Genomic DNA, 25,921 nt, shown 5'->3' on the forward strand with positions numbered 1-25,921 from the left:
ATTATCGCCCGCCCGACTATGCTGACTCTTCTGCCGTTGCGAAGTAGGGAAAGCCGTTTGAACGACTCTGGCGCTGCAAGCTATTTTCTTCTCGACGAGACGGCAGCATTCGCCGTGTTGCCTGAAGTCAAACCGGCCGAGCATCCGCAATGGATGCACGTAACGCATTTGCGAGAAGCGAGATATTCGCTGATTCTCACCGCCGGGGAACATCTGCGAAGTAGCCAGCTGGATGTGTTTTCCGATTCCAGACTCTACATTCGTTTTTCGGCAGCGCTGCCAGGCATCAGTGTCGACGGGCTCACATGTTCAGTTGTTTTTGTCGATGATCCAGGTCAAACCGAATGTCCACTCGGAATGTTTCATATTTGCGGAGGATCTACGCCGTCGGAATGGCGGTCGGTCGATCTGGATCTGGCTTGGTTGGCAGGGAAACGTGGCCGTCTCTTGGTAACGTGCGGGCCAGGGGCCAAAAATGACCCTACAGCCGACTGGTTGGCGATAGCTGACTTGTGCGTTGCCAGGGAAGGAGTGATGAAGCTTCTCCTGGCGAAAACACACCATCAGATGCGCGTGAAAAACGAGATAGCACACTTCAGTAGCGTCTACCGGAACGAGTTTTACTCGAGCGTTCAGGAGCGACAGAGTGAAGCGGCCATGGGCGTTGCTCGCAACGTTCGCCGATTGAATGGACTGGCTCCGGGGCAATGGCAGGGTGCCCGGTCCGAGATGGTGATTCCGGAGCCGTTTGAAGGAGAGGTCGCCTACTCCTATGCCACTCGTATGCTAAGGGCGAACGTCCCGCAAACGCCGCCCGACTTCCAAGCAAGGCTACGTCGGAAAGTCAGGGATCACGGTGCAATAAAAGTCCTGTCGATCTGCAGCGGTGCCGCGCGGATAGAAGCTGGTTTGTCGGCGGCTGTTCCGGAAGGCGTGGAATGGTCACTGCTGGATATCAATGAAGACCTGCTTCACATCGCGGCGAAGCAGTTTTCTTCAGGGGTCGGCCTCGATCTGATCGTGGCCGATGCGAATAACCTGGTGCCTACCGGTGAGCAGTGGGACGTTATTATCTGCGTCTCGGCATTGCACCATTTGATCGAGCTGGAAAAAGTGATGCTCTTTATCTCCCACAGTTTGAAAAACGATGGCGAGTTCTGGAGTGTGGGTGAGGCCGTGGGGCGCAATGGCAATCGCTTGTGGCCTGAGGCAATAATTGCGGCCGATGCAGCGTTCTCGGCATTGCCGGCACGCTACCGGCTAAACGCCGATACCCAGGTTGTCGATGCTGTCATTCCAGACAAGGACCACTCGATCGGGTGCTTCGAGGGTATTCGAAGTGAGGAAATTACCGCGCTCCTCGAACGTTGGCTCAAGCCGGTAGATATTTACCGAACCAACTGCTTCCTCTGGCGAATGGTCAATCTCGCCTACAGTGGAAATTTTAATCTTGCAAAAGCCGAGGACCGGGCGTTGGTCATTGATATGGTTCGAGCGGAGCTGGAGCATTTTCGAAATGGCGGCCTTGGTACCGAGCTATTCGGCGTGTACAAGAAAAAGCATCTTTTCAGCGACGGCGCATCAGACCCATAAAGAACAGCCCACCGATAGCGGCTGTAGCGACTCCGATCGGCAAATCCTCCGGCGCGATCAGCGTGCGAGCCGCCACGTCCACCCAAACCAGGAACAGGCTGCCCAGCAGCACGCAGGCCGGCAACAGCCGACGATGCTCGGCGCCCACCAGGCGGCGGGCGATGTGGGGCACCATCAGCCCGACAAAACCGATCGAGCCGCTGATGGACACCAGTACGCCGGTCATCAAGGACGCGATCAGGAAAATCCATAGCCGCACCTTCGCCGCGTTCAGCCCCAGGGTCACGGCGGTCTGCTCCCCGGCCATCAGCGCGTTCAACGGCCGGGCCATGCCCAGCAGCAACACCAGCCCCAGCAATACACTGGCGGCTGGCACCGCGAGCAGTTCCCAGCGTGCCAGGCCCAGGCCGCCGAGCATCCAGAACATCACCGCCGAACTGGCGCGATGGTCTCCGAGAAACAGCAGCAGGTTGGCCGCCGCCATCATCACGAACGACACCGCTACGCCGCAGAGCAGCAGGCGATCACTCTCCAGGCGGCCCTGGCGGGCAGCGATGGCCAACACCAGCAACATACTCAACAGCGCGCCGATGAAGGCAGCCAGCGGCAGGGTCAGCAGGCCGATGATCTCGCCGACATGCAACACCACGATGACCGCCCCGAGGGTGGCGCCGGAGGTGACGCCAAGCAGGTGCGGATCGGCCAGCGGGTTGCGTGTCACCGCTTGCAGCACCGCGCCGATCAACGCCAACCCTGCGCCTACCAGCGCCCCGAGCAGCAGGCGCGGGACGCGGATCAGCCAGACGATATGCTCCTGGCCGGCTGTCCAATGCACCTCGCCGACACCGAAAGCCTTGTGCAGCAGCAGGTCCCAGACCACGGCCACCGGTACTCGCGCGGGCCCGAAACCCAGCGACACCACGCACGACACCAGGAGCAGCGCGCCGAGCAGTAGCAGCAGTGCACCATAGCGACGATCGTTCATTGGCCGTGGAAACTCTGCGCCAGGGTTTGCACCGCCAGCACGTTATCGATACCCGGCGTGGCCTGCACGTAAGGGATCACGACGAAGCGCCGGTGCTTGATCGCATCGACTGATTGCAGGGCCGGGTTGCTCGACAGGAATTGCTGTTTCTGCTCGGCACTGACTTCGCCGTAATCGACGATCACGATGACTTGGGGATTGCGCTCCACCACGTTCTCCCAGTTGACGCGGGTCCAACTGGCGTCCACGTCATCCAGAATGTTGCGCCCGCCGGCCGCGTCGATCAGGGCCTGGGGCATGCCCAGGCGGCCGGAGGTCATGGCCCGGTCTTCGCCGCTGTCATACAGGAACACCCGCGGTTGTCGGGTTGGCAGGTGCTTGCGCACTTCGGCCACCTTGGCCTGCATCGTGGCGATAAGCGCGTTGGCGCGATCCTGCACGTCGAAGATTTTCCCAAGGTTGCGCAGGTCGTTGTAGGTGTCCTCCAGCGAGGCCGCCGGGCGTTTCATCACGAACGCGCAGGACTCGGTCAGTTCGTAGACGTTGATGCCCAGCGGTTGCAGGGTCTGCGGAGTCAGGTCGCCGCCGACGCGCATGCCGTAGTCCCAACCGGCGAAGAAAAAATCGACGTTGGCGTCGAGCAGGGTTTCCACCGAGGGATATTTGGCGGCCAGTTCCGGCAGGCCATCGAGGATCTTGGCCATGTCCGGCGTCACCGATTTCCAGCCGCTGATGCCGCTGTAGCCAACCATGCGTGGCTTTAGCCCCAGGGCCAGCATCATCTGGGTCATGTTGATGTCATGGCTGACGGCGTGCCGAGGGGCCTCGTTGAACACCACCTGGCGGTTGCAGCTCTGGATCGTCAGCGGGTAGCGGCTGGTCTCGGCCTGGACATGCAAACTTGCCAGCAATAACGGAAGCAACAGCAGGGGACGCAGGATCATGGTCGGGTTATCCAGGTGATTCGTGGGTAGTCGGCCAGCGGGTGTTCGTCCACCAGGGCCGCGACGCCGAACACTTCGCGCAACAGGTCTACAGTGAGGACGTCCCTGGGCGTGCCGCTGGCGACGATGCGCCCGTGTTCGATCACGTACAGGCGGTCGCAGAACGCGGCGGCAAGGTTCAGGTCATGAATGCTGGCGAGGGTGCCGATGCCCAGGCCCTTGATCAGTTGCAGCAGCTGCAATTGATAGCGCGGGTCGAGGTGATTGGTCGGTTCGTCGAGGATCAGCAACTGCGGCTGCTGGGCCAGGGCGCGTGCGAGGATCACCCGTTGCTTCTCACCGCCCGAGAGCGTGGCGAATGCATGGTCGCCAAAGCCTGCAAGCCCGGCCGACTCCAATGCCTGGAGCACCAGTCGGCGATCTTCCTGATTGTCACCATCGAACAGACCCTTGTGCGGCGTGCGCCCCATCGCGACCACCTCGTTCACCGTCAGGCCGAAGGCGTCGGGAAACTCTTGCAGCACCACGGCGATGCGTTGGGCGCACCAGCGCGAGGGCTGTTTCCAGACGTTGTAGTGTTCGAGTCTGACCTCGCCGCTTTCTGGCCGGCTGAAGCGGTAGGCGCAGCGCAACAGGCTGGTCTTGCCGCTGCCGTTGGGCCCGATCAACCCGACAAATTCCCCGGCCGCCACCTGCAACGTGGCATCACGCAGTTGGAACTGGTGATGGCAGTGGCCATGGCCCAACGGTGTCCAGGCGAGGTGGGAGAGGGTTAGCGAGGTCATGCATTTACTCGAATCATGGGCGGCGCGCGGGTCCCTTGTGGGAGCGAGCTTGCTCGCGATAGCGGTGGTTCAGCTTGCATCATTGTTGAAGTACTGCCGCCATCGCGAGCAAGCTCGCTCCCACAGGGATGGTGTTTAGGTTTGGAAGGCGGGCGCGATTGTAGAGCTTTCGCGCCGCTTTCCGTCAACGCGCAATTCTCAGCTTGAAGATGAAGCGGCCTCAGGCTGGCGATTGAACCGGGTAACAAGCCGGTCCAACAGCCACACCACCACCAGCGACGCCCCCACCAACGGGAACACCACCGCCAGGGCCAACATGATGAACGCACCGGTCTTCCACGTCGGCAGGTCGTGGCGCAGTGGCGGCACGCCGAACTTGCCCTGGGGCCGGCGTTTCCACCAGATCACCATTCCGCTCACGGCGCTGAGCAGGATCATCAGGCAGATCAGCAGGACGATGATCTGGTTCACCGGACCGAACATCTTGCCTTCGTGCAGCATCACCCCGGTTTCAGTGGCGCGGGCAACGAGGTTGTAGTGCTCCCAACGCACGTCGGCCAGGACTTTGCCGGTGTATTGGTCCACGTGCAGGGTGGCGTCGTTGCGCGGATCATCGGCAAACACGGCGATGGTGAACACGCCCGAGGCGGTCGTTGGCAGGGTGATGCTGTAGCCGGGCTCGACCTTGCGCTCGGTGGCGATGTCTTGCACCGCTTGCAGGCTGACGGTGGGTGCGGCGGGGCCTTCGTGCATGCCGCCATGGGCCATGTGTTCGGCGTGGTCGCCGGACATCGGCATTGGCGTGTTCTCCACCGCCCAGGGCACGGTCTGGCGATGGGCGTTGTTGAGGCTGCCGGCCTCGATGTCGGACTTCGGTACGTCGTTCCACATCGCCGCCGGGAAACGGTTCCAGAGGTCGGCGTACTGCTTGCCCCAGAAGCCGGTCCAGGTCATGCCGCTGAGCAGCATCACCAGCAGGAACGCCGCGCCCCAGAAACCGACAACGATGTGCAAGTCGCGCCAGAACACCCGACCGCGAGCGCTCCAGCGCGGCCACAGTACGCCGGCCGAGGATTGCCCGCGCGGCCACCACAGGTACAGTCCGGAAACCACCAGCACCACGCCCCAGCCGGCAGCCATTTCCACCAGCCGGTCACCGACGGTGCCGATCAGCAATTCACCGTGAATCGCCCGGGCCATAGCTTGCAGGTTGTCTTTCGCGTCCTGCTCGCCGAGCACGTCGCCGTGGTACGGGTCGATGAACACATTCAGCTCCCGACCCTTGTCGATCACCACGAATTGCGCGCTGCGCTCGGCGTTGATCGGCGGCAGGTACTGTTTGACCTGGCCTTCGGGGTAAGCCTGGCGGACCTGCTTGAGCAGGTCGTCCGCCGCCAGGCTGTGATGCCCGGCCGGTACGTTCAGCAGGTTGCCGTACATCAATGGATCGAGTTGCGGCTTGAACAGGTAGATGATCCCGGTCAGGGCCAGCATCACCATGAACGGCGCCACGAACAGCCCGGCATAAAAATGCCAGCGCCAGGCCAGGTTGTAGAAATTGGGTTTCGGTTGGCTCATTGCAAAGCGCTCCGCAGGGCAAATTCGGTTCTTCAAATATCGGCTGAGCGATGCAACCACCTGTGGGAGCGAGCCTGCTCGCGAAAGCTTTCGCGAGCAGGCTCGCTCCCACAGGTTTTATGTTTGCTTCGGCCCAGATGTCAGGCACTCATCCGTGTTCAGGGCAGCGTTGGGCTGTCCTTTGCGACCGGGTGAGCAGGTGCGGGCTTACGCGTCGAGTGGCGGTGCGCGGGTGCGGGCGCCCGGAAAGAACGCCGGTCGGGCATGACCCAGGCGCGGGGAAGGGCTGGTGTAGGTGTGGCTGGGAGGGGTGTCGAAGACGGCGAATGTGTGGCCGCCAGGCAGCGCCGGGCAATTGAACAGCAGGCTGCAATAACCGCATTTTTCCCATAACGCGTGGTGTTCGCTCTGGGGCGCGCAGTGCTCGGCCGCCGGCGCTTCATGCACCGGCATGTCCATGCTCATCTCCATTTCCATGCTCACGGACACAGGCATGGACATGCGCTGATCCATCGGCATCGACTGGGAAACCAGTGGTCCGATAAAGATCATCAGCATGGCGAACAGGCTGATCCAGCTGCCGCGTGTCAGGCTCATGGGCTGACGGCGGTGCCTGGACGGGCTGGCGCGACGAGGTTGCATAGGCGGCTACGTCTACTGGGCGTGCTGGTGTGTCTTGGCGCCGTCGGGTGCTTTTTTCTGCACCGCGACATCCACCGTCACGTCCCCGGCCTTTTCGAAATGCAGGGTCATGGGGAAACGTTTGCCGTCGCTGAGCAAGCTGCGGTCCTTCAGGTCCAGCAACATCACGTGATAGGCCATCGGCGCGAAGGTGACGGTCGCACCGGGGGCGATGGCGACGACGGGCACCGGTTGCATTTTCATCAGGTCGTTTTGCATCACATGTTCATGGAGCTCGGCCTTGCCGGCAATCGGCGAGTCGACGCCGAGCAGTTTGTCGGCGGTGGCGCCGCCGTTGTGAATCACGAAGTACGCGGCCACGGTTGGCGCGTTGGGTGGCAACTCCTGGGACCACGGGTGGGCGATCTCAAGCTCGGCGGCCTTGTACTGGTGCGCCTGGGCGAGGCCAGCCGGGAGCAGCAGGGCGGCCAGCAGGATGAGTCTGTTCAACATGGCAATTCTCCGGAACGATTCAGGACGCAGTTTCATGCGGGAAGAATCAGGCCAGAGGCGAAGCACGGGGGTTGAGGCTGGGCCATTGCTGGCGGGGGGGCGGGCTGTCGAGCTTTGCGTGGGCCGTACCGCGATCGGCCCGTTGTGCGTCCAGATACAACTGCGGGGCGTGCCCGGCAAGCGCCATCAGCGGCGCCGGGCCTGAGCAGCACCAGCAATGTTGCATCGTCGAGTGATTGTCTTTCTGTGGCGTGCCTTGTTCCAGCTTGCCCAGGGAAACCGCCAGCATCTTCGTGCCGCTGGATGAGCAAAAACTGCCCCACAGCATTTGTTCCGCTGGCGTACTGGCGGCTGCACCGGCGCTATTGGAAAGCGGCATGGCAAGCATGTTGAACAGCACTGCGAAGCAGGCGATCCAGGCAAATGCAAGCCGTTGTCGGGACATGGGGCAATCCGCTCGGTTGGGCGATCAGGTGGCGGTATTTAGCCTGATCGGTGTCCAGAAGTAAAAAGGCCACGTGCGGTGTAGGGTCGCAGGGCTGGTGTTAACAGTAGCAATGGATCTTCAAATGGTCGTCGCACGTAACTTCAAGCCCAGAGCTTTCATGACTTTGATGATAGTTGTGAATTCTGGATTGCCCGCACTGCCCAGGGCTTTATAAAGACTCTCTCGCCCGAGCCCGGCATCACGGGCGATCTGCGTCATGCCTTTCGCCCTGGCGATATCGTTGAGAGCTGCGCGAACCAGTGCGCCGTCACCGCTATCTTCTTCAAAACAGGCATCCAGATAAGCTGCCATCTCCTCCGGCGTCTTGAGGTAGCTGGCTGCATCGAAACGTGTGAATTCTGCGGTCATGATTCACTCCTCGTCACTCATGGCTTGCGCTATTTGAACAGCGCGTTTGATGTCCCGTTTCTGAGTTGATTTGTCACCTCCCGCAAGCAGCAGGTAAAGCACGGAGTCTCGACGGGCAAAATACACTCGATAACCTGGGCCCGAGTGAATGCGCATCTCATACACTGCGTTGCCGACTGGTTCGCAATCACCAAGATTGCCATGCTCAGCAGATCGAATCCTGGCAATGATGCGAGCTTTCCCTGTGACGTCTCTCAAACCGTCAAGCCAGCTTGAGAAGATCCGGGACTGTACAAATTCGATCATTGGATCGTATTCCTTGGGATACGCTGTGGCAAGCAGCGCTTTTCCAGGCGCGAGACGGATCGCTCATGCTTGTTGACTGCCAGACGCTGAGGTGGGTATCAAGGAGCGGAACTATAGAATTGAATGTCTTGGACGAAACAGCCGGCTGCGTCTGGAAAACTTGTCAGAAATGTCTCGCTGATCTGCTGAATTCAAAAGCCGTTGGGTACGGATAAAGCGTCCAGCACGTCATTGACCGCTGCAAACTCCCGATCCACCCCCGCCAACACCGGTCGCTTCAACACCAGCACTGGCACCCCCCGCTCCCGGGCCACCTCCAGCTTCGGCTCGGTGGCCGTGCTGCCGCTGTTCTTGCTGACCAGCACATCGATTCGTCGCCGTTCGAACAGTTCGCGTTCACCGTCAATGTGAAACGGCCCACGGGCGCCGATGACTTCGCAGCGTTCGTTGCCGGGATAAACGTCCAGTGCTCGCAGCGTCCAGAACTGTTCGGCGGGGATTTCATGCAGATGCTGCAGCGGCTCCCGGCCAAGGGTGAACAAGGGGCGGCGGAAAGGCTGCAAGGCCTGGATCAGTTCGGCCCAGTCGGCCACTTCGCGCCAGTCATCGCCGGCCCATGGGCGCCAGGCCGGACGGCGCAGGGCCCAGCAGGGGATGGCGCAGGCGCGGGCGGCACGGGCGGCGTTGTAGCTGATTTGCGCGGCGTAGGGGTGGGTTGCGTCCAATAGCAGGTCGATGCCCTCGGCGCGGATGAATTGCGCCAGGCCTTCGGCGCCGCCGTAGCCGCCGACACGTACCTGGCAGGTCAGGTCGGTGGGGACGCGACCGATGCCCGCCAAGCTGTAGATGTGCTCGGGGCCGAGCGTGCGAGCGATGGCCAGGGCCTCGGTGACGCCACCGAGGAGCAGGATGCGTTTCATTTAAAGGCTCCAGCGTGGCCGACGATTGCGCCCTGACGGTCGATGGCGAAGACTTCGATCTGGACCTGGGCCGGGACCACGCTGCGAGCGAAAGCCAGGGCGTGCTCGCACACGGCATCACCGAGTGCGATGCCGACGGCGCTGGCCATCGCGAGGGCTTGCTGGCTGGTGTTGGCTTGACGAATGTCGTGCTGCAACTTCTCATCGGCCCCGATTGCCGCCGCCCATTTGGCCAGTTGTGGCAGGTCGATGCTTGAATGGCGGCTGTGCAGGTCCATATGCCCGGCGGCGAGTTTGCTGATCTTGCCGAAGCCGCCGCAAAGACTGAGCTTTTCCACCGGCACCTTGCGCACATGCTTGAGCACGGCGCCGACAAAGTCGCCCATTTCGATCAGGGCGATTTCCGGCAGGTTGTAGACCCGGCGCATGGTGTCTTCGCTGGCATTGCCGGTGCACGCGGCGATATGCAGGTAGCCGTTGGTTTTCGCCACGTCGATGCCCTGGTGGATCGACGCTATGTAGGCTGCGCAGGAAAACGGCCGGACGATGCCGCTGGTGCCGAGGATCGACAGACCGCCGAGGATGCCGAGTCGCGGATTCATGGTTTTCAGCGCCAGGGCTTCGCCGCCCTCGACATTGACCGTGACTTCGAACCCCCCGGCATAACCGCTTTCCTCGGCCAGGCGACCCAGGTGATCGTTGATCATTTTGCGCGGCACCGGGTTGATCGCCGGCTCACCGACAGCCAGGACCAGTCCCGGTCGCGTCACCGTGCCGACGCCACGACCGGCAACAAAACGCACGCCAGGTTCGGCAATCAGGCGCACCTGGGAAAACAACAGCGCGCCATGAGTCACGTCCGGGTCATCTCCAGCGTCCTTGATCGTTCCGGCCTCGGCACCTTGTTGGGTCAGCCGGCAGAACTCCAGGCGCATCTGCACCTGCTTGCCCTTGGGCAGGACGATTTCCACGGCATCGGCCTCGGTGCCGCACAGCAGCATTCGCGCCGCCGCCAGGCTGGTGGCCGTGGCGCAACTGCCGGTGGTCAGGCCGCTGCGCAGGGGGGCGGGTTGCTCGGCGGTTTCGTCACGCATCGAGAGGTTTCGTCAGGTCCAGCAAGGTGATTGGCAAGGCTTGGCGCCAGGTATCGAATGCGCCCAAAGGCTGGGCCTGGGCGACATGGATGCGGGTCAGCTCACCGCCGTGGCGTTCGCGCCAGCTCATCAGTGTCATCTCGCTTTGCAGGGCCACGGCATTGGCGACGAGCCGACCGCCAGGCTTGAGCCGGGCCCAACAGGCATCAAGCACGCCTTCGCGGGTGACGCCGCCACCGATGAACACCGCGTCCGGACGCTCCAGGTTCTCCAGCGCCTGCGGGGCGCTGCCGCGAATCAACTGGAGGCCGGGCACGCCAAGGGTGTCGCGGTTGCGTTCGATCAAGGCTTGGCGGCCTTCGTCGGCTTCGATGGCCAGGGCTCGGCAACTGGGGTGGGCGCGCATCCATTCGATGCCGATCGAGCCGCTGCCGGCGCCGACGTCCCAGAGCAGCTCGCCGGGAGTCGGGGCGAGGCGAGCCAGGGTGACGGCACGCACGTCGCGCTTGGTCAGCTGGCCGTCATGCTCGAAAGCGCTGTCCGGCAGGCCGGCCAGGCGTGACAGGCGCTGCGTCGACGGATCGGCCCGGCATTCGATGGCGATCAGGTTCAGATCGGCGACCGCCTCATCGGCCCAGTGCGCAGCGCAACCGTCGATCCGCCGCTCTGCCGCACCGCCCAAATGCTCCAGCACGGTCATGGCGCTCGGGCCGAATCCGCGCTCGCGCAGCAGTGTTGCCACGGCGCCGGGGCTGTGGCGGTCGTTACTCAGCAGCAACAGCCTGACGCCACTGGACAAGTGCGCATTGAGCGCCGCCAGGGGGCGGGCCACCAGCGACAGCGTGACCGCGTCCTGCAACGGCCAGCCCATGCGCGCCGCCGCCAGCGAGCAGGAGGATGGCGCGGGGATGACCTGCATTTCCTCGGCCGGCAGCTGTTTCGCCAGGCTGGCGCCGACGCCATAGAACATCGGATCGCCACTGGCCAGCACGCACACCGGCTCGCCCCGTCGAGCCAGCAGCGGTTCCAGGGAGAACGGGCTGGGCCACAGCACCCGCTCGCCGCGGATACACAGCGGCAGCAGTTCCAACTGACGGGCGCTGCCCAGTATCCGCGACGCCCGCAGCAATGCATGGCGGGCCGTTCGGCCCAGGCCCTTGAAGCCCTCTTCACCGATGCCCACTACGGTCAGCCAGGGGGTCATCTCTGTTCCTCGAATAAATGGGTTGATCGCCAGGGTTGTTGCCGCCGCGAACCGGGTCGCCATCATACCGTGCCTCGACGGATCTGACGTGAACCATCCCTTGTGGGAGCGAGCTTGCTCGCGATGACGGCGTTACATTCAAGATTATCTTTTCAGACAGACCGCTATCGCGAGCAAGCTCGCTCCCACAGGGGATTTGCGGTGAGCATGGGATTTATGTGCCCACCATCAGCAATCCGACCGGCAAGCTTTTCATGACCATAGGCAAAGCAGGCATAATGGCGGCCCTCGCCGCTGCGGCGTTTCCTATTTACCGGTTCTGCCTTGAACGAACGTCTATCTTCCAACGTCATTCGCCCCTCGGGTTGTCCGGGGTTGCTGCGTGTCGTCCAGGCACTGGACGGAGGAATCTGCCGAATCAAGCTCGATGGCGGCGTCATCCACGCGGATCAGGCCGAAACCGTCGCGTGGGTGGCCGAGCAGTTCGCCGGGGGCGTGATCGAGGCCACCAACCGCGGCAACTTGCAGATCCGCGGTATCGGCCCTGAGCCGGATGCATTGATCGAGCCGTTGCTGGCCGCCGGGCTTGGCCCACGCAAGGCGGCCGGCGATGACGTGCGCAACCTGATGCTCAGCCCCTCGGCGGGGCTCGACCGGCAGATGCTGTTCGACACCCGTCCGCTGGCCGCGCAGATCCTCTTCACCCTGCAAACCCATGAACGCTTCCACGAACTCTCGGCCAAGTTCGCCGTGCAGTTGGACGGTGGCGAAGCCTTGGCGATGCTCGAGCATCACCATGACCTGTGGCTATCGGCGCTTGTCCAGCACGGCGAGCCCTGGCTTGCCTTTGGCTTGGCCGGTTCGCCATTGGACACGCCGGCGGGCAAGGTGCCCCTGGCCCAAGGGCATGCCCTGGTGGTAGCGGTGCTGGAGCTGTTTCTCGAACTGGCCCGCCCGGACCAGAACCGCATGCGCCAACTGCTGGCTGAATGTGCCGTGGATGAATTCATGACCCGGTTGGCCGGCCGCGTGCCGCTGCAACCTTGCCTTGACTGGCGGCGGAGTGCGTCGCCCGGCGGCCTGCACATCGGTATTCATTCCCAGCACGACGAACGGGTCTATGTCGGCGCGGCGGCGCCCCTCGGCCGGCTTGATACGGTCATGCTGCGCGGCGCGGCGCAGTTGGCGCGGGAGAAGGGCGACGGCAATCTTCGTTTCACTCCCTGGCAAAGCCTGTTGCTGCCCAACGTGCGCCGCGAAAATGCGGATGCCGTGTTGACCCAGCTCGACGCGCTGGGCCTGTTGTGTTCGCTCGATCACTCCCTGGCGCAACTCATCGCCTGCACCGGCTCCAGTGGCTGTGGCAAAGGCCTGGCCGACACCAAGGGCGATGCCCGCCAGTTGGCGGATCTGCTGCAACGTCGGGGCCAGGCTTTGAACATTCATCTGTCCGGCTGCCAGCGATCGTGCGCGGCGGCCCACATCGCCCCGGCGACGTTGCTGGCGGTCGCCCCCGGTCGTTATGACCTCTATTTTCGTGATGCCGCGTTGCCGGGTTTCGGCGCGCTGCAAGCACACAATCTGACAATCGAAGCGCTCGGCCACTGGCTCGACGCTCATCCCCGGAGCCCCCTTGATGCTTGATTACATCCGCGACGGTCAGGAGATCTATCGCAACTCCTTCGCGATCATCCGCGCCGAGGCCAATCTGGCGCGCATTCCTGCCGATCTGGAAAAACTCGCGGTGCGGGTGATCCACGCCTGCGGCATGGTCGAGGCGGTCGATGGCCTGCAGTTTTCCGCAGGCGCAGGCGCGGCGGGGCGCCAGGCGCTGGCGGCCGGTGCGCCGATCCTGTGTGATGCGCGGATGGTGTCCGAGGGCGTGACCCGGGCGCGCCTGCCGGCCAACAATCCGGTGATCTGCACCTTGCGCGACGACAGCGTGCCAGCGTTGGCCCGGGAGCTGGGCAACACTCGCTCGGCGGCCGCGCTGGAGCTGTGGCGTCCACACCTGGAAGGTAGCGTCGTGGTCATCGGCAACGCACCGACCGCGCTGTTCTATCTGCTGGAAATGCTCGATGCCGGCGCGCCGAAACCGGCCCTGATCCTTGGCTTCCCGGTGGGTTTTGTTGGCGCCGCCGAGTCCAAGGCCGCGCTGGCGGCCGACAGCCGTGGCGTGCCGTTCGTGATCATGCAAGGCCGCCTGGGCGGCAGCGCCATGGCCGCCGCCGCCGTCAATGCCCTCGCCACGGAGGTTGAATGATGCAGCAGCCTGGACGCTTGATCGGCCTCGGCGTAGGGCCGGGTGACCCGGAACTGATCACGGTCAAGGCCCTGCGCCTGCTGCGGGAATCGCCGGTGGTGGCGTACTTCGTCGCCAAGGGCAAGAAAGGCAACGCCTTCGGCATCATCGAGGCCCATCTGCAGGACGCGCAGACCCTGCTGCCACTGGTCTACCCGGTCACTACCGAAGTGCTGCCGGCGCCGTTGTCCTATGAAGAGGTAATCGCCGACTTCTATGACACCGCCGCCGAGCAACTCGCCGTGCACCTGGATGCCGGTCGCGACGTGGCGGTAATCTGCGAGGGCGATCCGTTTTTCTACGGCTCCTACATGTACCTGCACGACCGCCTGGCCGAGCGCTACGAGGCCGAGGTCATTCCCGGCGTGTGTTCGATGCTCGGTGGTGCCTCGGTGCTGGGAGCCCCGCTGGTCTATCGCAACCAGAGCCTGTCGGTGCTCTCCGGCGTCCTGCCCCACGACGATCTCAAGCGTCGGCTGGCCGATGCCGATGCGGCGGTGATCATGAAGCTGGGGCGCAATTTTCCCAAGGTTCGGCAGGTGCTTGAGGAACTGGGTATGGACGGGCGGGCGCTGTACGTCGAGCGCGCGACCATGGCCAACCAGAAAGTCGTGCCGCTGGATGAAGTCGAGCCGATGTCTTCGCCGTACTTCTCGCTGATCATCGTCCCGGGCGAGCGGTGGCAGGGATGAGGAAACCGGCGGCAATTGTCATCCTCGGCCCGGGCAGTCTCGCGACGGCCCGACGAATCCAGCAGTGCTATCCCGATGCGCTGATCCATGGCCTCGTCGGGCGGGTCGAGGGCGATCGGCAATATCTTGAGTTCGGCACCACGTTGCGCGAACTCTATCAACAGGACACGCCGATCATTGCGCTGTGCGCGGCGGGCATCGTCATTCGCACCCTCGCGCCGCTGTTGCTGGAAAAAGGCCTCGAGCCGCCGGTGCTGGCAGTGGCCGAGGATGGCAGCGCCGTGGTGCCGCTGCTGGGCGGTCTGGGCGGCGTGAATGTCATGGCCCGGGAAATCGCGACAGCGCTGCAAGTCGCCCCGGCGATCACCACCAGCGGCGAGTTGCGTTTTGGCACCTGCCTGCTCAATCCACCGAGCGGCTACAGCCTGGGCGACCTGGAACAGGGCAAGCGCTTCGTGTCCGACCTGCTGGCCGGCGAGCCGGTGCGGGTCGAAGGCGCGGCGCCGTGGCTGGACCAGGCGCAGTTGCCCCAGGATGCGCAGGCACGGTTGGCGATACGCATCGACAGCGCCGCGGGTGTGCCCGCGCCGGACGAATTGCGGATCTATCCGCGCAACGTGGTGGTCGCGGTGAGTGCCGGCACGCCGGACGTGTCGACTGCGGTCAGCGACGCGCTGCACCGAGCCGGCCTTGCCGTGCAATCGCTGGCGTGCCTGCTGGCGGCGGACAGCGACATGGCCCGCGTCGAGTTGCACCACGCCGCGCTGGCGCTGGGCGTGCCGCTGCGCTTCGCCCAGGCCAGCGATGACAGTGAGCAATGGCTGGATGACGCGTTGGGCCAGCCGGCTTCGTTGCGACGAATGGGCGGTGTGATCATCGCCGTGGCTGAGCGGCCCGTCGACCCGCTGCAGCTTGGCCGTGCGCGCGGACGTCTGGCGGTGATCGGCCTTGGCCCTGGAGCGGCAGAGTTGATGGTCCCGGCCGTGCGTGCCGAACTCGACCGCGCCAACGATGTGCTCGGCTATGAGACTTACGTGCGCATGGCCGGGCCTTTGCGGGCCGACCAGGTGCAGCATTGCACCGACAACCGCGAAGAAATGCAGCGTGCCCGACATGCCTTCGAACTGGCGGCTCAGGGCCGGTCGGTGGTGGTGGTGTCATCCGGTGACCCTGGCGTATTCGCCATGGCTGCCGCTGTACTGGAAGCGCTGCATGAGTCGACTGATGCCGACTGGCATAACGTCGACCTGCAAATCCTGCCAGGCGTCTCGGCCTCCCTGGCCACGGCGGCCCAGGCCGGCGCGCCGCTGGGCCATGATTTCTGCGTGATGTCGTTGTCGGATAATCTCAAGCCGTGGTCTATCATCGAGAAGCGCCTGGACCTGGCGGCCGAGGCGGACCTGGCCCTGGCGTTCTACAACCCGATCTCCCGCTCCCGTCCGTGGCAACTGGGGCGGGCGCTGGAAATCGTCGCGCGACATCGCACGGTGGATACGCCAGTAGTCCTGGGACGTGACATCGGCCGACCGGGCCAGACCCTGCGCGTCACCACGCTAGGGCAACTGGCCCCGGACCAGGTGGACATGCGCACCATGGTGCTGATCGGTTCCTCCACCACCTGCGTATTTCCGCGCGTCGAAGGCGGCGACTGGGTGTATACGCCGCGTTGGTACGGCGATAAGCCAGGGGCATGAGTTAGTGCCATGGTGCCCAAGTGACTCAACCGTTCATGGGGCGGTTCTGGCTGAGGTCGAATCGCTCCATGCGTTTTTTTTCCAATCGCCTGTTTATCAATACTCGCTGCCCGTCGAGTATCGTCTTGTTCAACCTCAGGTAGGCTTTTCGCTGGACTATCCTGGCTGAGTGTTTTTCCCAAGTCCAGAACAGGAAGTTGGTTCTCTTCATGTAGGCGTTCAGCTCAAGTTTGAAGACGGCAATATTGAGAAGGCCTCGCGCGTCGTAGCGGGCCGGAACAACTTGGAAGCTATCCCCTGAAGCGCTCTCCCGGTCAAAAGAGAGGAGCGCCGGACTGTTGGTTTTCAAACTGTCGAGCGTGTCGATCATGGCATTTCCTTGCCGCGTATCGCTCATCGCGCTTGCGCTCTCGACCAGAAAGTCCGCCACAGAGCCCGTAAGGACATGTTGTGTGCGGGTAAATATTGCGTCCGCATAGATTGACCATCCAATAGCCCTTAACACACCGATGTATCTTTCAAGCCATCGTTCTGTGTCGTAATAACGATTGTAGCTTTCGTCAGCAATGAGAATCGCGAAGTTGTCGCAATCTGCAATGTCGTCGTGCTCTGACAGGGGAAGCGTCTCGATGTATGAAAACAGGCTGGGGCCCGTTATCAGTCCGATAAGTGTTTTGTTGGTCACGTGTTTCATCCGTAAAGTTTAATGGGTTGCTGTATGAATACAGCAACCGATGCGGACTTCAAGTGGGCCGGACAGTCGTTTGGAGACCAAATGTTTTCAGCCCGTCGGCAAGCGCCGAACATGTTGTAATCGTTTGTGGTTTGTTGTTGGTTTGGAAAGTAATTAGATTTTAGGCTTGTCCGCAGGAGCGGCCATTAACATAACCAAGGAAGAATGCATGAAATTGTTCGAAAGTAATGTCAGTATCGAAAAAAGTATTGAGTCCATTGTTGCGCGTATCGACAGGCGCAAGACCTCGGTAACAGCCCGGATCCGTGTGCGCAGGTCCGTCGTGCAGTCGCAGGAAAACCCGACCAAGGAACTGGATGCGCTGATGTTGGGCGACGCGCTTTTGGGTTATGGCAATAACATGTCGCTCGGCAACATGGCGATCATGGAAAACCTGATGACCATGGCAATCATGGAGGCCAATTACGAGGTTCCCGCCGGCAAGAATTCTCGCGAGTGGTATGAGGCGTTCATCAAATGCCTGGTGGACCTCGGGTGTTTCGTGCCCGACAGCGGCTACACCCGTTACTCCCAGAATTCCGTGCAGGTGGACCTGGACCTGGTGATCAAGGATATCGTCAAAGGGATCATTGATGGCGTGAAGGCCAGTTTCCCGGCAGCGACGGTGCTGGGCTCCGTGGTGACCACCACGATCGATGGCCTGAAGCAGGACGAGAAAACCATCAAACTCTTCCAGAGCCAGGCCAAGACCTTCGATGGCGCGCGCCTCTCCTTTATCCCATGTGAGCAACTGGCCAACGGAATCCTGATTGCTTCTGCCGCGTCTATTAAGCAATCCGGCTCTTCAAACAATGGCGGTGTTCTTTTCGTGAACTGGCGGGCCTCGGCGCGGGAATTTTTCCGTGGCAAGTCGTTCGTGACCTTCAACCCGGCCCGCTATGAAGCGTTCAGGGAGCAGATCGAGGAGTACCTGGGTGAGCATCGCAAAGAGGTATTGAGCGCAAGGTTCAGCCGGCGCAAGCGCGGATAAACGGCTATGGGGCCAGATACCCTTTTACTCCAGTAAAAATGATCTGCGCCGCCAGCGCGCAGACAAACAGCCCCATCAGGCGGCTGACGATCTGCAGGCCCTGGTCGCCGAGGATCCGTTCGATGCGGCTGGACAGGTAAAGCACGACGCCAACGGTGAAGCTGGCCAGGGCGATGCTGATGATCGCCATGAGCTTGTCGTCCCAGTGCGGCTGGCTTACGCCCATCACCAGCAGGGCACCGATGGTGCCGGGGCCGACAGTCAACGGAATGGTCAGCGGGACGATAGTCACGTCCTGCTGGACGTTGTCGGTCTGTACCGCCGATTTGCCCTGGGCCATGCCCAGCGCCGAAATGAACAGCACGCTGCCGGCGCCGATACGGAATGCATCCACGGTGATGCCGAACACGCTGAAGATGACCCGCCCGAACAGATAGAGCAATACGCTGGATACCAGCGTCGCGGTCGCGACCTTCCAGGCCAGCCGACGTTGCTCCTTGCGCGAATAGCCGCGGGTGAGGCTGATAAAACACGACAGCACGAAGAACGGGCTATAAAGCACCAGCATTTTCAGGTAAACGCTGAACAGCACATGGAGCATGGTAGAGGCTCAAGGCGGAGGAGGACGACGGAAGTCTATCAGGGGATTTGGTGCCTGTCGGCTCAGGACGTCTGCGCCGTACGGTTCTGTTGGTCGCGCTGGGCCACCCAATGCTCGATCAGCTCGCGCAACTGCGACAGCTCCACCGGCTTGGCCATATGTCCGTCCATCCCGGCCTGGCGCGCGCGTTCCTTGTGTTCGGCCAGGATGTGCGCCGTCAGCGCGACCACCGGGGTGCGGGTCCGTTGGTTGCCGACTTCCCAGGCGCGTAACTGCTGGGTGGCGGAGAAACCGTCGAGTATCGGCATCTCGCAATCCATCAGGACCAGGTCGTAGCGCTGCTCCTTCATGGCCTTGAGGGCTTCTTCGCCATTGCTGGCGGTATCGGGTTGCAGGTTGAGCTTGCCAAGCATGCCGCGGATGACTTTGGTGGAGATGCTGTTGTCTTCGGCGACCAGAATACGAAAGTCGCTGGGCACTTTCACCGGCAGGAGAGGACCGGCATTCACCGGTGCAGTCGGGGCCTGGCCTTTGTTGCGCTGGTTGAGTTCGTCCGCCAGGGTGGTCTTGAGCGTATAACCGGCGACCGGTTTGGCGAGGATGCGCTTGACGCCACTGTTGCGCGCCACGATCTTGCTCGGCGCGTTGCTGATGCCGGTGAGCATGATCAACAGGATGTCGTGGTTCAGGCTCGGGTCTTCCTTGATCTTGGCCGCCAATTGCGTGCCGGTCATACCGGGCATGTTCTGGTCCAGCAGCACCACGTCGAAATAATCGCGCAGGTGCGCCTTGGTGCGCAGCAGCGCCAGGGCTTCCTTGCCCGATGGCACCGCGCTGACGTTCAGGCCCCAGGCGCTGCATTGTTGCACCAGTACTTTGCGGCAGGTGTCGTTGTCGTCGACGACCAATACCCGCGCCCCTTGCAGCGGGCTGTCGAGATCGGAAGTCGGGTGTTCGAGACGGTCGGGGTCCAGAGGCAAGGTCAGCCACAAGGTGCTGCCCTGGCTGCTTCCACTCTTGATGCCGAACTCGCCATGCATCAGCATGATCAACTGGCGGGCGATGACCAGGCCCAGGTTGCCCCCCAGCCGCGTGGCGGAGAGAAAATTCTTGCTGTGCAGCTCGGCGTGCATCAGCGTGTCGCGCTCCTCGGCGTCCATGGGCGAACCGCTGTCCTGCACCGCGATACGCAGGCGTGGCTGGTTGCTGCGTTCATCAAGGGCGACGACGATCAGCACTTCGCCCTCGTCGGTTTTCTTCAGGGCATTTTCCAGCAGGCTCAGCAGGGCCTGGCGAAGTCGCGTCGGATCACCACTGATGACGCGTGGCACCTGGGGCTGAATAAAACTGATCAGCTCGACATTCTGCTGTTCAGCCTTGGCGCGGAAGATACTCAAGCAGTCCTCGATCAGCGCATTCAGGTCGAATTGCACATCGTCCAGCTCGATCTGGCCCGATTCGAGACGGGATATATCGAGAATTTCGTTGATCAGTGTGAGCAGTTCGTTGCCGGCGCTGTGGATCGTCTGCACGTAGTCACGCTGCTTGACCGACAATGGCGTGCCCAGCAGCAACTCGGTCATGCCCAGCACGCCGTTCATGGGGGTGCGGATCTCATGGCTGATCTTGGCCAGGAACTCGGCCTTGGCGTTGATCTCGGCGTTGCTTGCCGCCAGGTCGCGGCTGATGCTGAAGCGGCTCTCGTTGATCGACCGCTGGCGTTCGCCCAGCGCGACGCTCATCAACAGGCCGCTGATGCAGATGAAGACCAGCAGCGTGACGATCAGGCCTTGCGGTGCGACCTCCGTCAGCCCTTGCAAGGCCGGGAGGATGATCAGCGTGCCGAGGTTGAACACCACCATGGCGGCGACGAACAGGCGTGCCGGGCGGTAGCCTTTCTGCCAGTGCCAGGCGCTGACGAACAACATGCTCAGCCCGGCCAGCGCCACCAGTGCATAGGTGATGATGTTGAGCGGCAGCGTGTTGACGAACAACAGCAGCAGGCTGCATAGCACGATGAAGACAATTTCCCCCACCAGCAGCCGGTTCAGCGGATGCTCGCCCAGCGGCGCGAAGAAACGAAAAGCGAACATCAAGCCGCAGGGCGCGGTCAGCAACAGCGCCAGGTACGCTCCCGGCGTCTGGATCGCCGGCCAGTCAGGCAGCCAGGCCCCGGCCAGGTTCAGCAACAGGATCAGGCTGAGCATCAGCAACCCTTCACAGGCTGCCAGCCAAAGGCAACTGCGCGAGCGGGTATAGGCGTAACGGGTGAGGTTGTGCAGGATCAACATGGCGATGCAGCCGAACAGCAGGCCGTAGATCAGCGTCTGGTTCTGGTTGGCCGCCGCCGTTATGGCTGGTTGCAATGTGACGTAGGGGCGCAGTTCGTACCGTGAGGCCAATCGCAGGTAGACGTCGAGGGGCTTGTCGCTGCGCGGCAGTGCCAGCATGAGATCACTGCTGGGAGCGGACTGTCCGGTATCTGGCGAGGCATTGCCACTGATCTGTTGATCAATCAGCGTATCGCCGTCCAGCACATAAAGATTCAGGCGCGACAGGTCTGGGGCAAAGATGCGCAGAATCTGTTCATGCCGGTCAGGCGCCAGCCGGAAACGCAGCCATAATGCTCCGCCGGGTTCGGCCGCCTTGAGGTGGTCCAGGTCTATCGGGCTGAATTGATTGGTGTAGCGGGCAGAGCGGATGTCGCTGAGCTTCAGGTTACCCTGTTCGTCTAGCAATATCGCCCAGCCACTGCCTGGCGCGGCCTGGGCCGGGAACATGCAGAGCAGCGTCAGCAGGGTAACGGTGAAGCCTATGGCAATCCTGAGCCAGCGCACGGCGAAATCCCTTCATAGGTTGATGCCAGATTATAACTATGCGCGGCGCCCCGGCAGCCAGGCAAGGGCCATGGGCCTCTGCCTGGCTGAACGGCCGGGTTATTCCTGGTTTTCGCCACGCTCACGGGCAATGGCTCGGTAGCCAATGTCGTTGCGGTAGAAGCAACCTTCCCAATCAATCTGCGCGGCAAGCCGGTAGGCCTGCTGCTGGGCCGCATCGACACTGGCGCCCATGGCCGTGGCGCAAAGCACGCGACCGCCGGCGGTTACCACCTGTCCATCCTTCAATGCCGTGCCAGCGTGGAACACCTTGCCTTCCAATTGCGCGGCGGCGTCCAGGCCCTTGATGGCGCTGCCCTTGGCATAGTCGCCTGGATATCCACCCGCCGCCAACACTACGCCAACGCTTGGACGCGGATCCCATTGGGCTTCAACCTTGTCCAGCGCCTGGGCCAGGGCCGCTTCGACCAGCAGCACCAGGCTCGATTGCAGGCGCAGCATCACCGGCTGGGTCTCAGGATCGCCGAAACGGCAGTTGAATTCGATGACTTTCGGGTTACCTGCCTTGTCGATCATCAGGCCGGCGTAGAGGAAACCGGTGTAGACGTTGCCTTCCTCGGCCATGCCGCGCACGGTCGGCCAGATCACCTGGTCCATCACGCGCTGGTGTACCTCGGCGGTGACTACCGGAGCGGGGGAGTAGGCGCCCATGCCGCCGGTGTTCGGGCCGCTGTCGCCGTCGCCGACACGTTTGTGGTCCTGGCTGGTGGCCATCGGCAAGACATTCTTGCCGTCGACCATGACGATGAAACTGGCTTCCTCGCCATCGAGGAATTCTTCGATGACAACCCTCGATCCGGCGTCACCAAAGGCGTTGCCGGCGAGCATGTCACGCACGGCATCTTCGGCTTCGGCCAGGGTCATGGCAACGATCACGCCTTTGCCGGCGGCCAGGCCGTCGGCCTTGATCACAATCGGTGCGCCTTTTTCGCGCAGGTAAGCCAGTGCCGGTTCGATTTCGGTGAAGTTCTGGTAGTCGGCGGTCGGGATCTTGTGACGCGCCAGGAAATCCTTGGTAAACGCTTTCGAACCTTCCAGCTGTGCGGCCCCGGCGGTCGGGCCGAAGCAGTCCAGGCCGCGAGAGCGGAACAGGTCGACCACGCCAGCGACCAGCGGCACTTCCGGGCCGACGATAGTCAGCGAGACGTTCTTCTCGGCGAAGTCGGCCAGTTGTTCCAGGGCCAGCACGTCGATGGCAACGTTTTCGCACTTGGCTTCGATGGCGGTGCCGGCATTGCCCGGTGCGACAAAGACCTTCTGCACGCGCGGATCCTGAGCCACTTTCCAGGCCAGGGCGTGCTCACGGCCACCGCTGCCAATGATCAAAACATTCATTTCAAAAACCTCAAATTCTGTAAGGCGCTGCTGGAGCGCTTCATGTGGGAGCGAGCCTGCTCGCGAAAGCGCTGTATCAGGCGACATCAACGTCGCTGGTAGATTGCATTCGCGAGCAGGCTCGCTCCCACATTTCGATCAGGTTGGATCAGTGACGGAAGTGGCGCATTCCGGTAAACACCATCGCGATTCCGGCTTCATCAGCCGCGGCAATCACTTCAGCGTCACGCATCGAACCACCCGGCTGGATCACCGCCGTGATGCCGACCTTGGCTGCGTTGTCGATGCCATCGCGGAACGGGAAGAACGCATCGGAGGCCATGACGGCGCCCTGTACTTGCAAACCGGCGTGCTCAGCCTTGATCGCAGCAATGCGAGCCGAGTTGACGCGGCTCATCTGGCCGGCGCCGACACCGATGGTCTGGCGGTTCTTGGCGTAGACGATGGCGTTGGACTTGACGTACTTGGCGACTTTCCAGGCGAAGATCAGATCGTTGATTTCCTGCTCGCTCGGCGCGCGCTGGGTCACGACCTTGAGGTCCTCGCTGCCGATCATGCCGATATCGCGGCTCTGGACCAGCAGGCCGCCATTGACGCGCTTGTAGTCCCAGGCCGGCGCGCGGTCGGCCGACCACTGACCACAGGCCAGCAGGCGAACGTTGGCCTTGGCGGCAACAATGGCGCGGGCTTCTTCGCTGACGGAAGGGGCAATGATCACTTCGACGAACTGGCGCTCGACGATGGCCTTGGCGGTCTCGGCGTCCAGCTCGCGGTTAAAGGCGATGATGCCGCCGAAGGCCGACTCGGTATCGGTGGCGTAGGCCAGTTCGTAGGCCTGGCGGATGCCGCCCTCGGCGTCCGGGCTTACCGCGACGCCGCATGGGTTGGCGTGCTTGACGATCACGCAGGCTGGCTTGACGAAGCTTTTCACGCATTCCAGCGCGGCGTCGGTGTCGGCCACGTTGTTGAACGAGAGTTCCTTGCCTTGCAATTGGGTCGCGGTAGCGATGCCGACTTCGGCGGGCTTGGCTTCCACGTAGAACGCCGCGCTCTGGTGCGGGTTCTCGCCGTAGCGCATCTCCTGGGCTTTGACGAACTGGGTGTTGAAAGTGCGCGGGAATTCGCTGCGGCCTTCGGTGCTCAGGGTCTCGGCCGCCTGGTTCACGGTGCCCATGTAGTTGGCGATCATGCCGTCGTAGGCGGCGGTGTGTTCGAAGGCCTTGAGCATCAGATCGAAGCGCTGGGCGTACGTCAGGCCACCGGCCTTGAGGTTTTCCAGGACGCCGGCGTAGTCGCTGGCATTGACCACAATGGCCACGTCCTTATGGTTCTTGGCCGCCGAGCGGACCATGGTCGGGCCACCGATGTCGATGTTCTCGATGGCGGTCGGCAGGTCGCAGCCGGGCTTGTTGATGGTTGCTTCGAACGGGTAGAGGTTGACCGCCACCAGATCAATCGGATTGATGCCGTGTTCGTTCATGATGGCGTCATCAATGCCGCGACGACCGAGGATCCCGCCGTGGATCTTCGGGTGCAGGGTCTTGACCCGACCGTCCATCATTTCCGCGAAGCCGGTGTAGTCCGCAACTTCCACTGCGGCGACGCCGTTGTCCTGCAGCAACTTGAAGGTCCCGCCGGTCGAGAGGATCTCGACGCCCAGCTGTTGCAGCTCGCGGGCGAATTCAAGGATCCCGGTCTTGTCGGAGACGCTGATCAAGGCGCGGCGGATCGGCAGGCGGGTGGTCTGGTCGGTCATTTCAATTTCCATCAAAAGCAAGGGAAGTCAGCAAAAAAGGCGACCGTTTTTTACGCGGGCGCCTTTCTGGTTTGATTGAATGCTTACAGCAGATCGTACTGCTTGAGTTTCTTGCGCAGGGTGCCGCGGTTCAGGCCCAGCAGCTCACTGGCCTTGGTCTGGTTGCCCTTGACGTAGTTCATCACGCTCTCGAGCAGCGGCGCCTCGACTTCGGAAAGCACCAGGTTGTACACATCCGTGACGGCAGCGCCCTCAAGGTGGGCGAAATAATTGTGCAGCGCCTTCTCGACGCTCCCGCGAAGGGTCTGGCCTTCTTCGCTGGGCGTGTTGAGGTGCTGTTTCAAATTCACGTTGTCGCTCACGGGTGTTATTCCACTCACTAAAGTCTCGGTCATCATCGTCATGCGGCCACCCCTTCGTCCCCTGTCAGGCTCTTGTAACGTTCGGCGAAAAACGCCTGAACGTCGGCGCATTGTGCTTGCGTACCATCCAAACGATTGAAACGGGCGCGAAACTCCCTGGCGCCCGGCAGGGTTGCGAGATACCAGCCCACATGCTTGCGAGCGATGCGTACGCCCATGACTTCGCCATAGAAGGCGTGCAGCGCGGCCAGATGCTCTAGCAGAATACGTTCCACCTCGGACAATTGCGGCGCAGCGAACTTTTCACCGGTGCGCAGGAAATGTTCGATCTCACGAAAAATCCATGGCCGCCCCTGGGCGGCCCGGCCGATCAACAGGCCGTCGGCACCGGTCGCGTCCAGCACGTACCGGGCCTTTTCGGGCGAATCGACATCGCCGTTGGCAAACACCGGAATGGACACCGCCTGCTTGATCGCGGCAATGGTGTCGTACTCGGCTTCGCCGGTGTACAGGTCGGCACGGGTGCGGCCATGCACCGCCAGCGCCGTGATACCTGCCTGTTCGGCGATCTTTGCCACCGTCAGGCCGTTCTTGTTGTCCCGGTCCCAGCCGGTGCGGATCTTCAGGGTCACCGGCACATCGACTGCGGCGACAACCGCCTGCAGGATCTCGGTGACCAGGGCTTCATCCTTCAACAGCGCCGAGCCTGCGGCCTTGTTACAGACCTTCTTCGCCGGGCAGCCCATGTTGATGTCAATGATCTGCGCCCCCAGCTCGACGTTTGCCCGGGCCGCCTCCGCCAGCATCTGTGCGTCACCACCGGCGATCTGTACCGAGCGGGGCTCGGGATCGCCTTCGTGAATCATGCGCAGACGCGATTTGCGGGTGTTCCACAGACTCATGTCGCTGGTGACCATTTCCGAGACCACGAGACCGGCGCCCAATCGTTTGCACAACTGACGAAAGGGTTGATCGGTAACGCCCGCCATCGGGGCGAGGACCAGACCGTTCTGCAATGTATATGGGCCGATGCGTACCGCCGACATAGGACTTCCCTGAAGTGGGGCCGGATCATGAGACTTCGAAAAAGGGTTGGCATGATACCCGCTCTCGATGACTGGATAAAGGTCGAATTGGATAAAATCTGAACAGCTATTCT

Annotated in this window: 25 protein-coding genes; 6 read left to right on the plus strand and 19 right to left on the minus strand. The window is 62.2% G+C overall.

The window, feature by feature from the left end; all coding sequences use genetic code 11:
* Window positions 1-57 precede the first annotated feature (57 nt).
* Window positions 58-1,593 carry a class I SAM-dependent methyltransferase gene (locus J3P91_RS02920; protein ID WP_434602687.1) on the plus strand — a complete coding sequence of 512 codons (1,536 nt, stop codon included), beginning with the start codon at window positions 58-60 and terminating at the stop codon, window positions 1,591-1,593.
* Here the strand turns inward: J3P91_RS02920 and J3P91_RS02925 are convergent.
* From J3P91_RS02925 to cbiE, 12 genes are all read right to left on the minus strand, one after another.
* On the minus strand, window positions 1,568-2,578 hold the full coding sequence (locus tag J3P91_RS02925; RefSeq protein WP_434569957.1) for a FecCD family ABC transporter permease: 1,011 nt from the start codon (window positions 2,576-2,578) through the stop codon (window positions 1,568-1,570). The genes J3P91_RS02920 and J3P91_RS02925 overlap by 26 nt on opposite strands.
* The gene (locus J3P91_RS02930) at window positions 2,575-3,522 is read right to left on the minus strand and encodes an ABC transporter substrate-binding protein (protein WP_434602688.1); all 948 of its coding nucleotides are present in this window, start codon (window positions 3,520-3,522) and stop codon (window positions 2,575-2,577) included. The genes J3P91_RS02925 and J3P91_RS02930 overlap by 4 nt, the downstream gene beginning before the upstream one ends.
* Complete coding sequence (locus tag J3P91_RS02935) at window positions 3,519-4,307, minus strand: ABC transporter ATP-binding protein (RefSeq protein ID WP_434602689.1); 789 nt, start codon at window positions 4,305-4,307, stop codon at window positions 3,519-3,521. The genes J3P91_RS02930 and J3P91_RS02935 overlap by 4 nt, the downstream gene beginning before the upstream one ends.
* A 198-nt stretch (window positions 4,308-4,505) precedes the next feature.
* On the minus strand, window positions 4,506-5,885 hold the full coding sequence (locus tag J3P91_RS02940) for a PepSY-associated TM helix domain-containing protein (RefSeq protein WP_434602690.1): 1,380 nt from the start codon (window positions 5,883-5,885) through the stop codon (window positions 4,506-4,508).
* A 207-nt stretch (window positions 5,886-6,092) separates the two neighbouring features.
* A complete protein-coding gene (locus J3P91_RS02945; RefSeq protein WP_434602691.1) occupies window positions 6,093-6,482 on the minus strand; it encodes a DUF2946 domain-containing protein in 390 nt (129 codons plus the stop codon).
* A gap of 57 nt (window positions 6,483-6,539) precedes the next feature.
* Window positions 6,540-7,019 carry a copper chaperone PCu(A)C gene (locus tag J3P91_RS02950; protein WP_434569952.1) on the minus strand — a complete coding sequence of 160 codons (480 nt, stop codon included), beginning with the start codon at window positions 7,017-7,019 and terminating at the stop codon, window positions 6,540-6,542.
* 46 nt (window positions 7,020-7,065) lie between these two features.
* Window positions 7,066-7,464, minus strand: a complete 399-nt coding sequence (locus J3P91_RS02955) for a DUF2946 domain-containing protein (RefSeq protein ID WP_434602692.1) — start codon at window positions 7,462-7,464, stop codon at window positions 7,066-7,068.
* A gap of 120 nt (window positions 7,465-7,584) precedes the next feature.
* Window positions 7,585-7,875, minus strand: coding sequence for an addiction module antidote protein (locus tag J3P91_RS02960; protein ID WP_305497099.1), 291 nt, complete (start codon window positions 7,873-7,875; stop codon window positions 7,585-7,587).
* A 3-nt stretch (window positions 7,876-7,878) separates the two neighbouring features.
* Window positions 7,879-8,181 (minus strand): type II toxin-antitoxin system RelE/ParE family toxin, encoded by a 303-nt coding sequence (locus J3P91_RS02965; protein WP_434569950.1) that lies wholly within the window; start codon window positions 8,179-8,181, stop codon window positions 7,879-7,881.
* Window positions 8,182-8,372: 191 nt separating this feature from the next.
* Window positions 8,373-9,101 carry a cobalt-precorrin-6A reductase gene (locus J3P91_RS02970; protein WP_434602693.1) on the minus strand — a complete coding sequence of 243 codons (729 nt, stop codon included), beginning with the start codon at window positions 9,099-9,101 and terminating at the stop codon, window positions 8,373-8,375.
* On the minus strand, window positions 9,098-10,195 hold the full coding sequence (locus J3P91_RS02975) for a cobalt-precorrin-5B (C(1))-methyltransferase (RefSeq protein WP_434602694.1): 1,098 nt from the start codon (window positions 10,193-10,195) through the stop codon (window positions 9,098-9,100). Before J3P91_RS02975 ends, J3P91_RS02970 begins: the two co-directional genes overlap by 4 nt.
* Window positions 10,188-11,399: a precorrin-6y C5,15-methyltransferase (decarboxylating) subunit CbiE gene (cbiE, locus tag J3P91_RS02980; RefSeq protein ID WP_434602695.1), complete on the minus strand. Its 1,212-nt coding sequence runs from the start codon at window positions 11,397-11,399 to the stop codon at window positions 10,188-10,190. The genes J3P91_RS02975 and cbiE overlap by 8 nt, the downstream gene beginning before the upstream one ends.
* Before the next feature lie 324 nt (window positions 11,400-11,723).
* Here cbiE and cobG point away from each other — a divergent pair, with 324 nt between their 5' ends.
* From cobG to cobJ, 4 genes are read left to right on the plus strand one after another with little or no spacing between them, the layout of a single operon-like run.
* On the plus strand, window positions 11,724-13,043 hold the full coding sequence (cobG, locus tag J3P91_RS02985) for a precorrin-3B synthase (protein ID WP_434602696.1): 1,320 nt from the start codon (window positions 11,724-11,726) through the stop codon (window positions 13,041-13,043).
* The gene (locus J3P91_RS02990; protein WP_434569945.1) at window positions 13,036-13,662 is read left to right on the plus strand and encodes a precorrin-8X methylmutase; all 627 of its coding nucleotides are present in this window, start codon (window positions 13,036-13,038) and stop codon (window positions 13,660-13,662) included. Before cobG ends, J3P91_RS02990 begins: the two co-directional genes overlap by 8 nt.
* Complete coding sequence (locus tag J3P91_RS02995) at window positions 13,662-14,393, plus strand: precorrin-2 C(20)-methyltransferase (protein ID WP_434604980.1); 732 nt, start codon at window positions 13,662-13,664, stop codon at window positions 14,391-14,393. Before J3P91_RS02990 ends, J3P91_RS02995 begins: the two co-directional genes overlap by 1 nt.
* A complete protein-coding gene (gene cobJ, locus J3P91_RS03000; RefSeq protein ID WP_434602697.1) occupies window positions 14,390-16,087 on the plus strand; it encodes a precorrin-3B C(17)-methyltransferase in 1,698 nt (565 codons plus the stop codon). Before J3P91_RS02995 ends, cobJ begins: the two co-directional genes overlap by 4 nt.
* 25 nt (window positions 16,088-16,112) lie before the next feature.
* Here the strand turns inward: cobJ and J3P91_RS03005 are convergent, their stop codons facing one another.
* A complete protein-coding gene (locus J3P91_RS03005) occupies window positions 16,113-16,772 on the minus strand; it encodes a hypothetical protein (RefSeq protein ID WP_434602698.1) in 660 nt (219 codons plus the stop codon).
* 217 nt (window positions 16,773-16,989) lie between these two features.
* Here J3P91_RS03005 and J3P91_RS03010 point away from each other — a divergent pair, with 217 nt between their 5' ends.
* A complete protein-coding gene (locus J3P91_RS03010; RefSeq protein WP_434602699.1) occupies window positions 16,990-17,811 on the plus strand; it encodes a hypothetical protein in 822 nt (273 codons plus the stop codon).
* A gap of 4 nt (window positions 17,812-17,815) precedes the next feature.
* Here the strand turns inward: J3P91_RS03010 and J3P91_RS03015 are convergent, their stop codons facing one another.
* From J3P91_RS03015 to dusB, 6 genes are all read right to left on the minus strand, one after another.
* Complete coding sequence (locus tag J3P91_RS03015) at window positions 17,816-18,412, minus strand: MarC family protein (RefSeq protein ID WP_039593516.1); 597 nt, start codon at window positions 18,410-18,412, stop codon at window positions 17,816-17,818.
* 62 nt (window positions 18,413-18,474) lie between these two features.
* Window positions 18,475-21,249 carry a response regulator gene (locus J3P91_RS03020; RefSeq protein ID WP_434602700.1) on the minus strand — a complete coding sequence of 925 codons (2,775 nt, stop codon included), beginning with the start codon at window positions 21,247-21,249 and terminating at the stop codon, window positions 18,475-18,477.
* Window positions 21,250-21,348: 99 nt separating this feature from the next.
* On the minus strand, window positions 21,349-22,644 hold the full coding sequence (gene purD, locus J3P91_RS03025) for a phosphoribosylamine--glycine ligase (RefSeq protein WP_434602701.1): 1,296 nt from the start codon (window positions 22,642-22,644) through the stop codon (window positions 21,349-21,351).
* A gap of 148 nt (window positions 22,645-22,792) precedes the next feature.
* On the minus strand, window positions 22,793-24,400 hold the full coding sequence (purH, locus tag J3P91_RS03030; protein WP_434602702.1) for a bifunctional phosphoribosylaminoimidazolecarboxamide formyltransferase/IMP cyclohydrolase: 1,608 nt from the start codon (window positions 24,398-24,400) through the stop codon (window positions 22,793-22,795).
* A gap of 83 nt (window positions 24,401-24,483) precedes the next feature.
* The gene (gene fis / locus J3P91_RS03035; RefSeq protein ID WP_025211617.1) at window positions 24,484-24,804 is read right to left on the minus strand and encodes a DNA-binding transcriptional regulator Fis; all 321 of its coding nucleotides are present in this window, start codon (window positions 24,802-24,804) and stop codon (window positions 24,484-24,486) included.
* On the minus strand, window positions 24,801-25,808 hold the full coding sequence (dusB, locus tag J3P91_RS03040) for a tRNA dihydrouridine synthase DusB (protein ID WP_434602703.1): 1,008 nt from the start codon (window positions 25,806-25,808) through the stop codon (window positions 24,801-24,803). The genes fis and dusB overlap by 4 nt, the downstream gene beginning before the upstream one ends.
* Window positions 25,809-25,921 lie beyond the last annotated feature (113 nt).

The sequence above is a fragment of the Pseudomonas sp. Z4-7 genome, from assembly GCF_051131965.1.
GTDB lineage: Bacteria > Pseudomonadota > Gammaproteobacteria > Pseudomonadales > Pseudomonadaceae > Aquipseudomonas.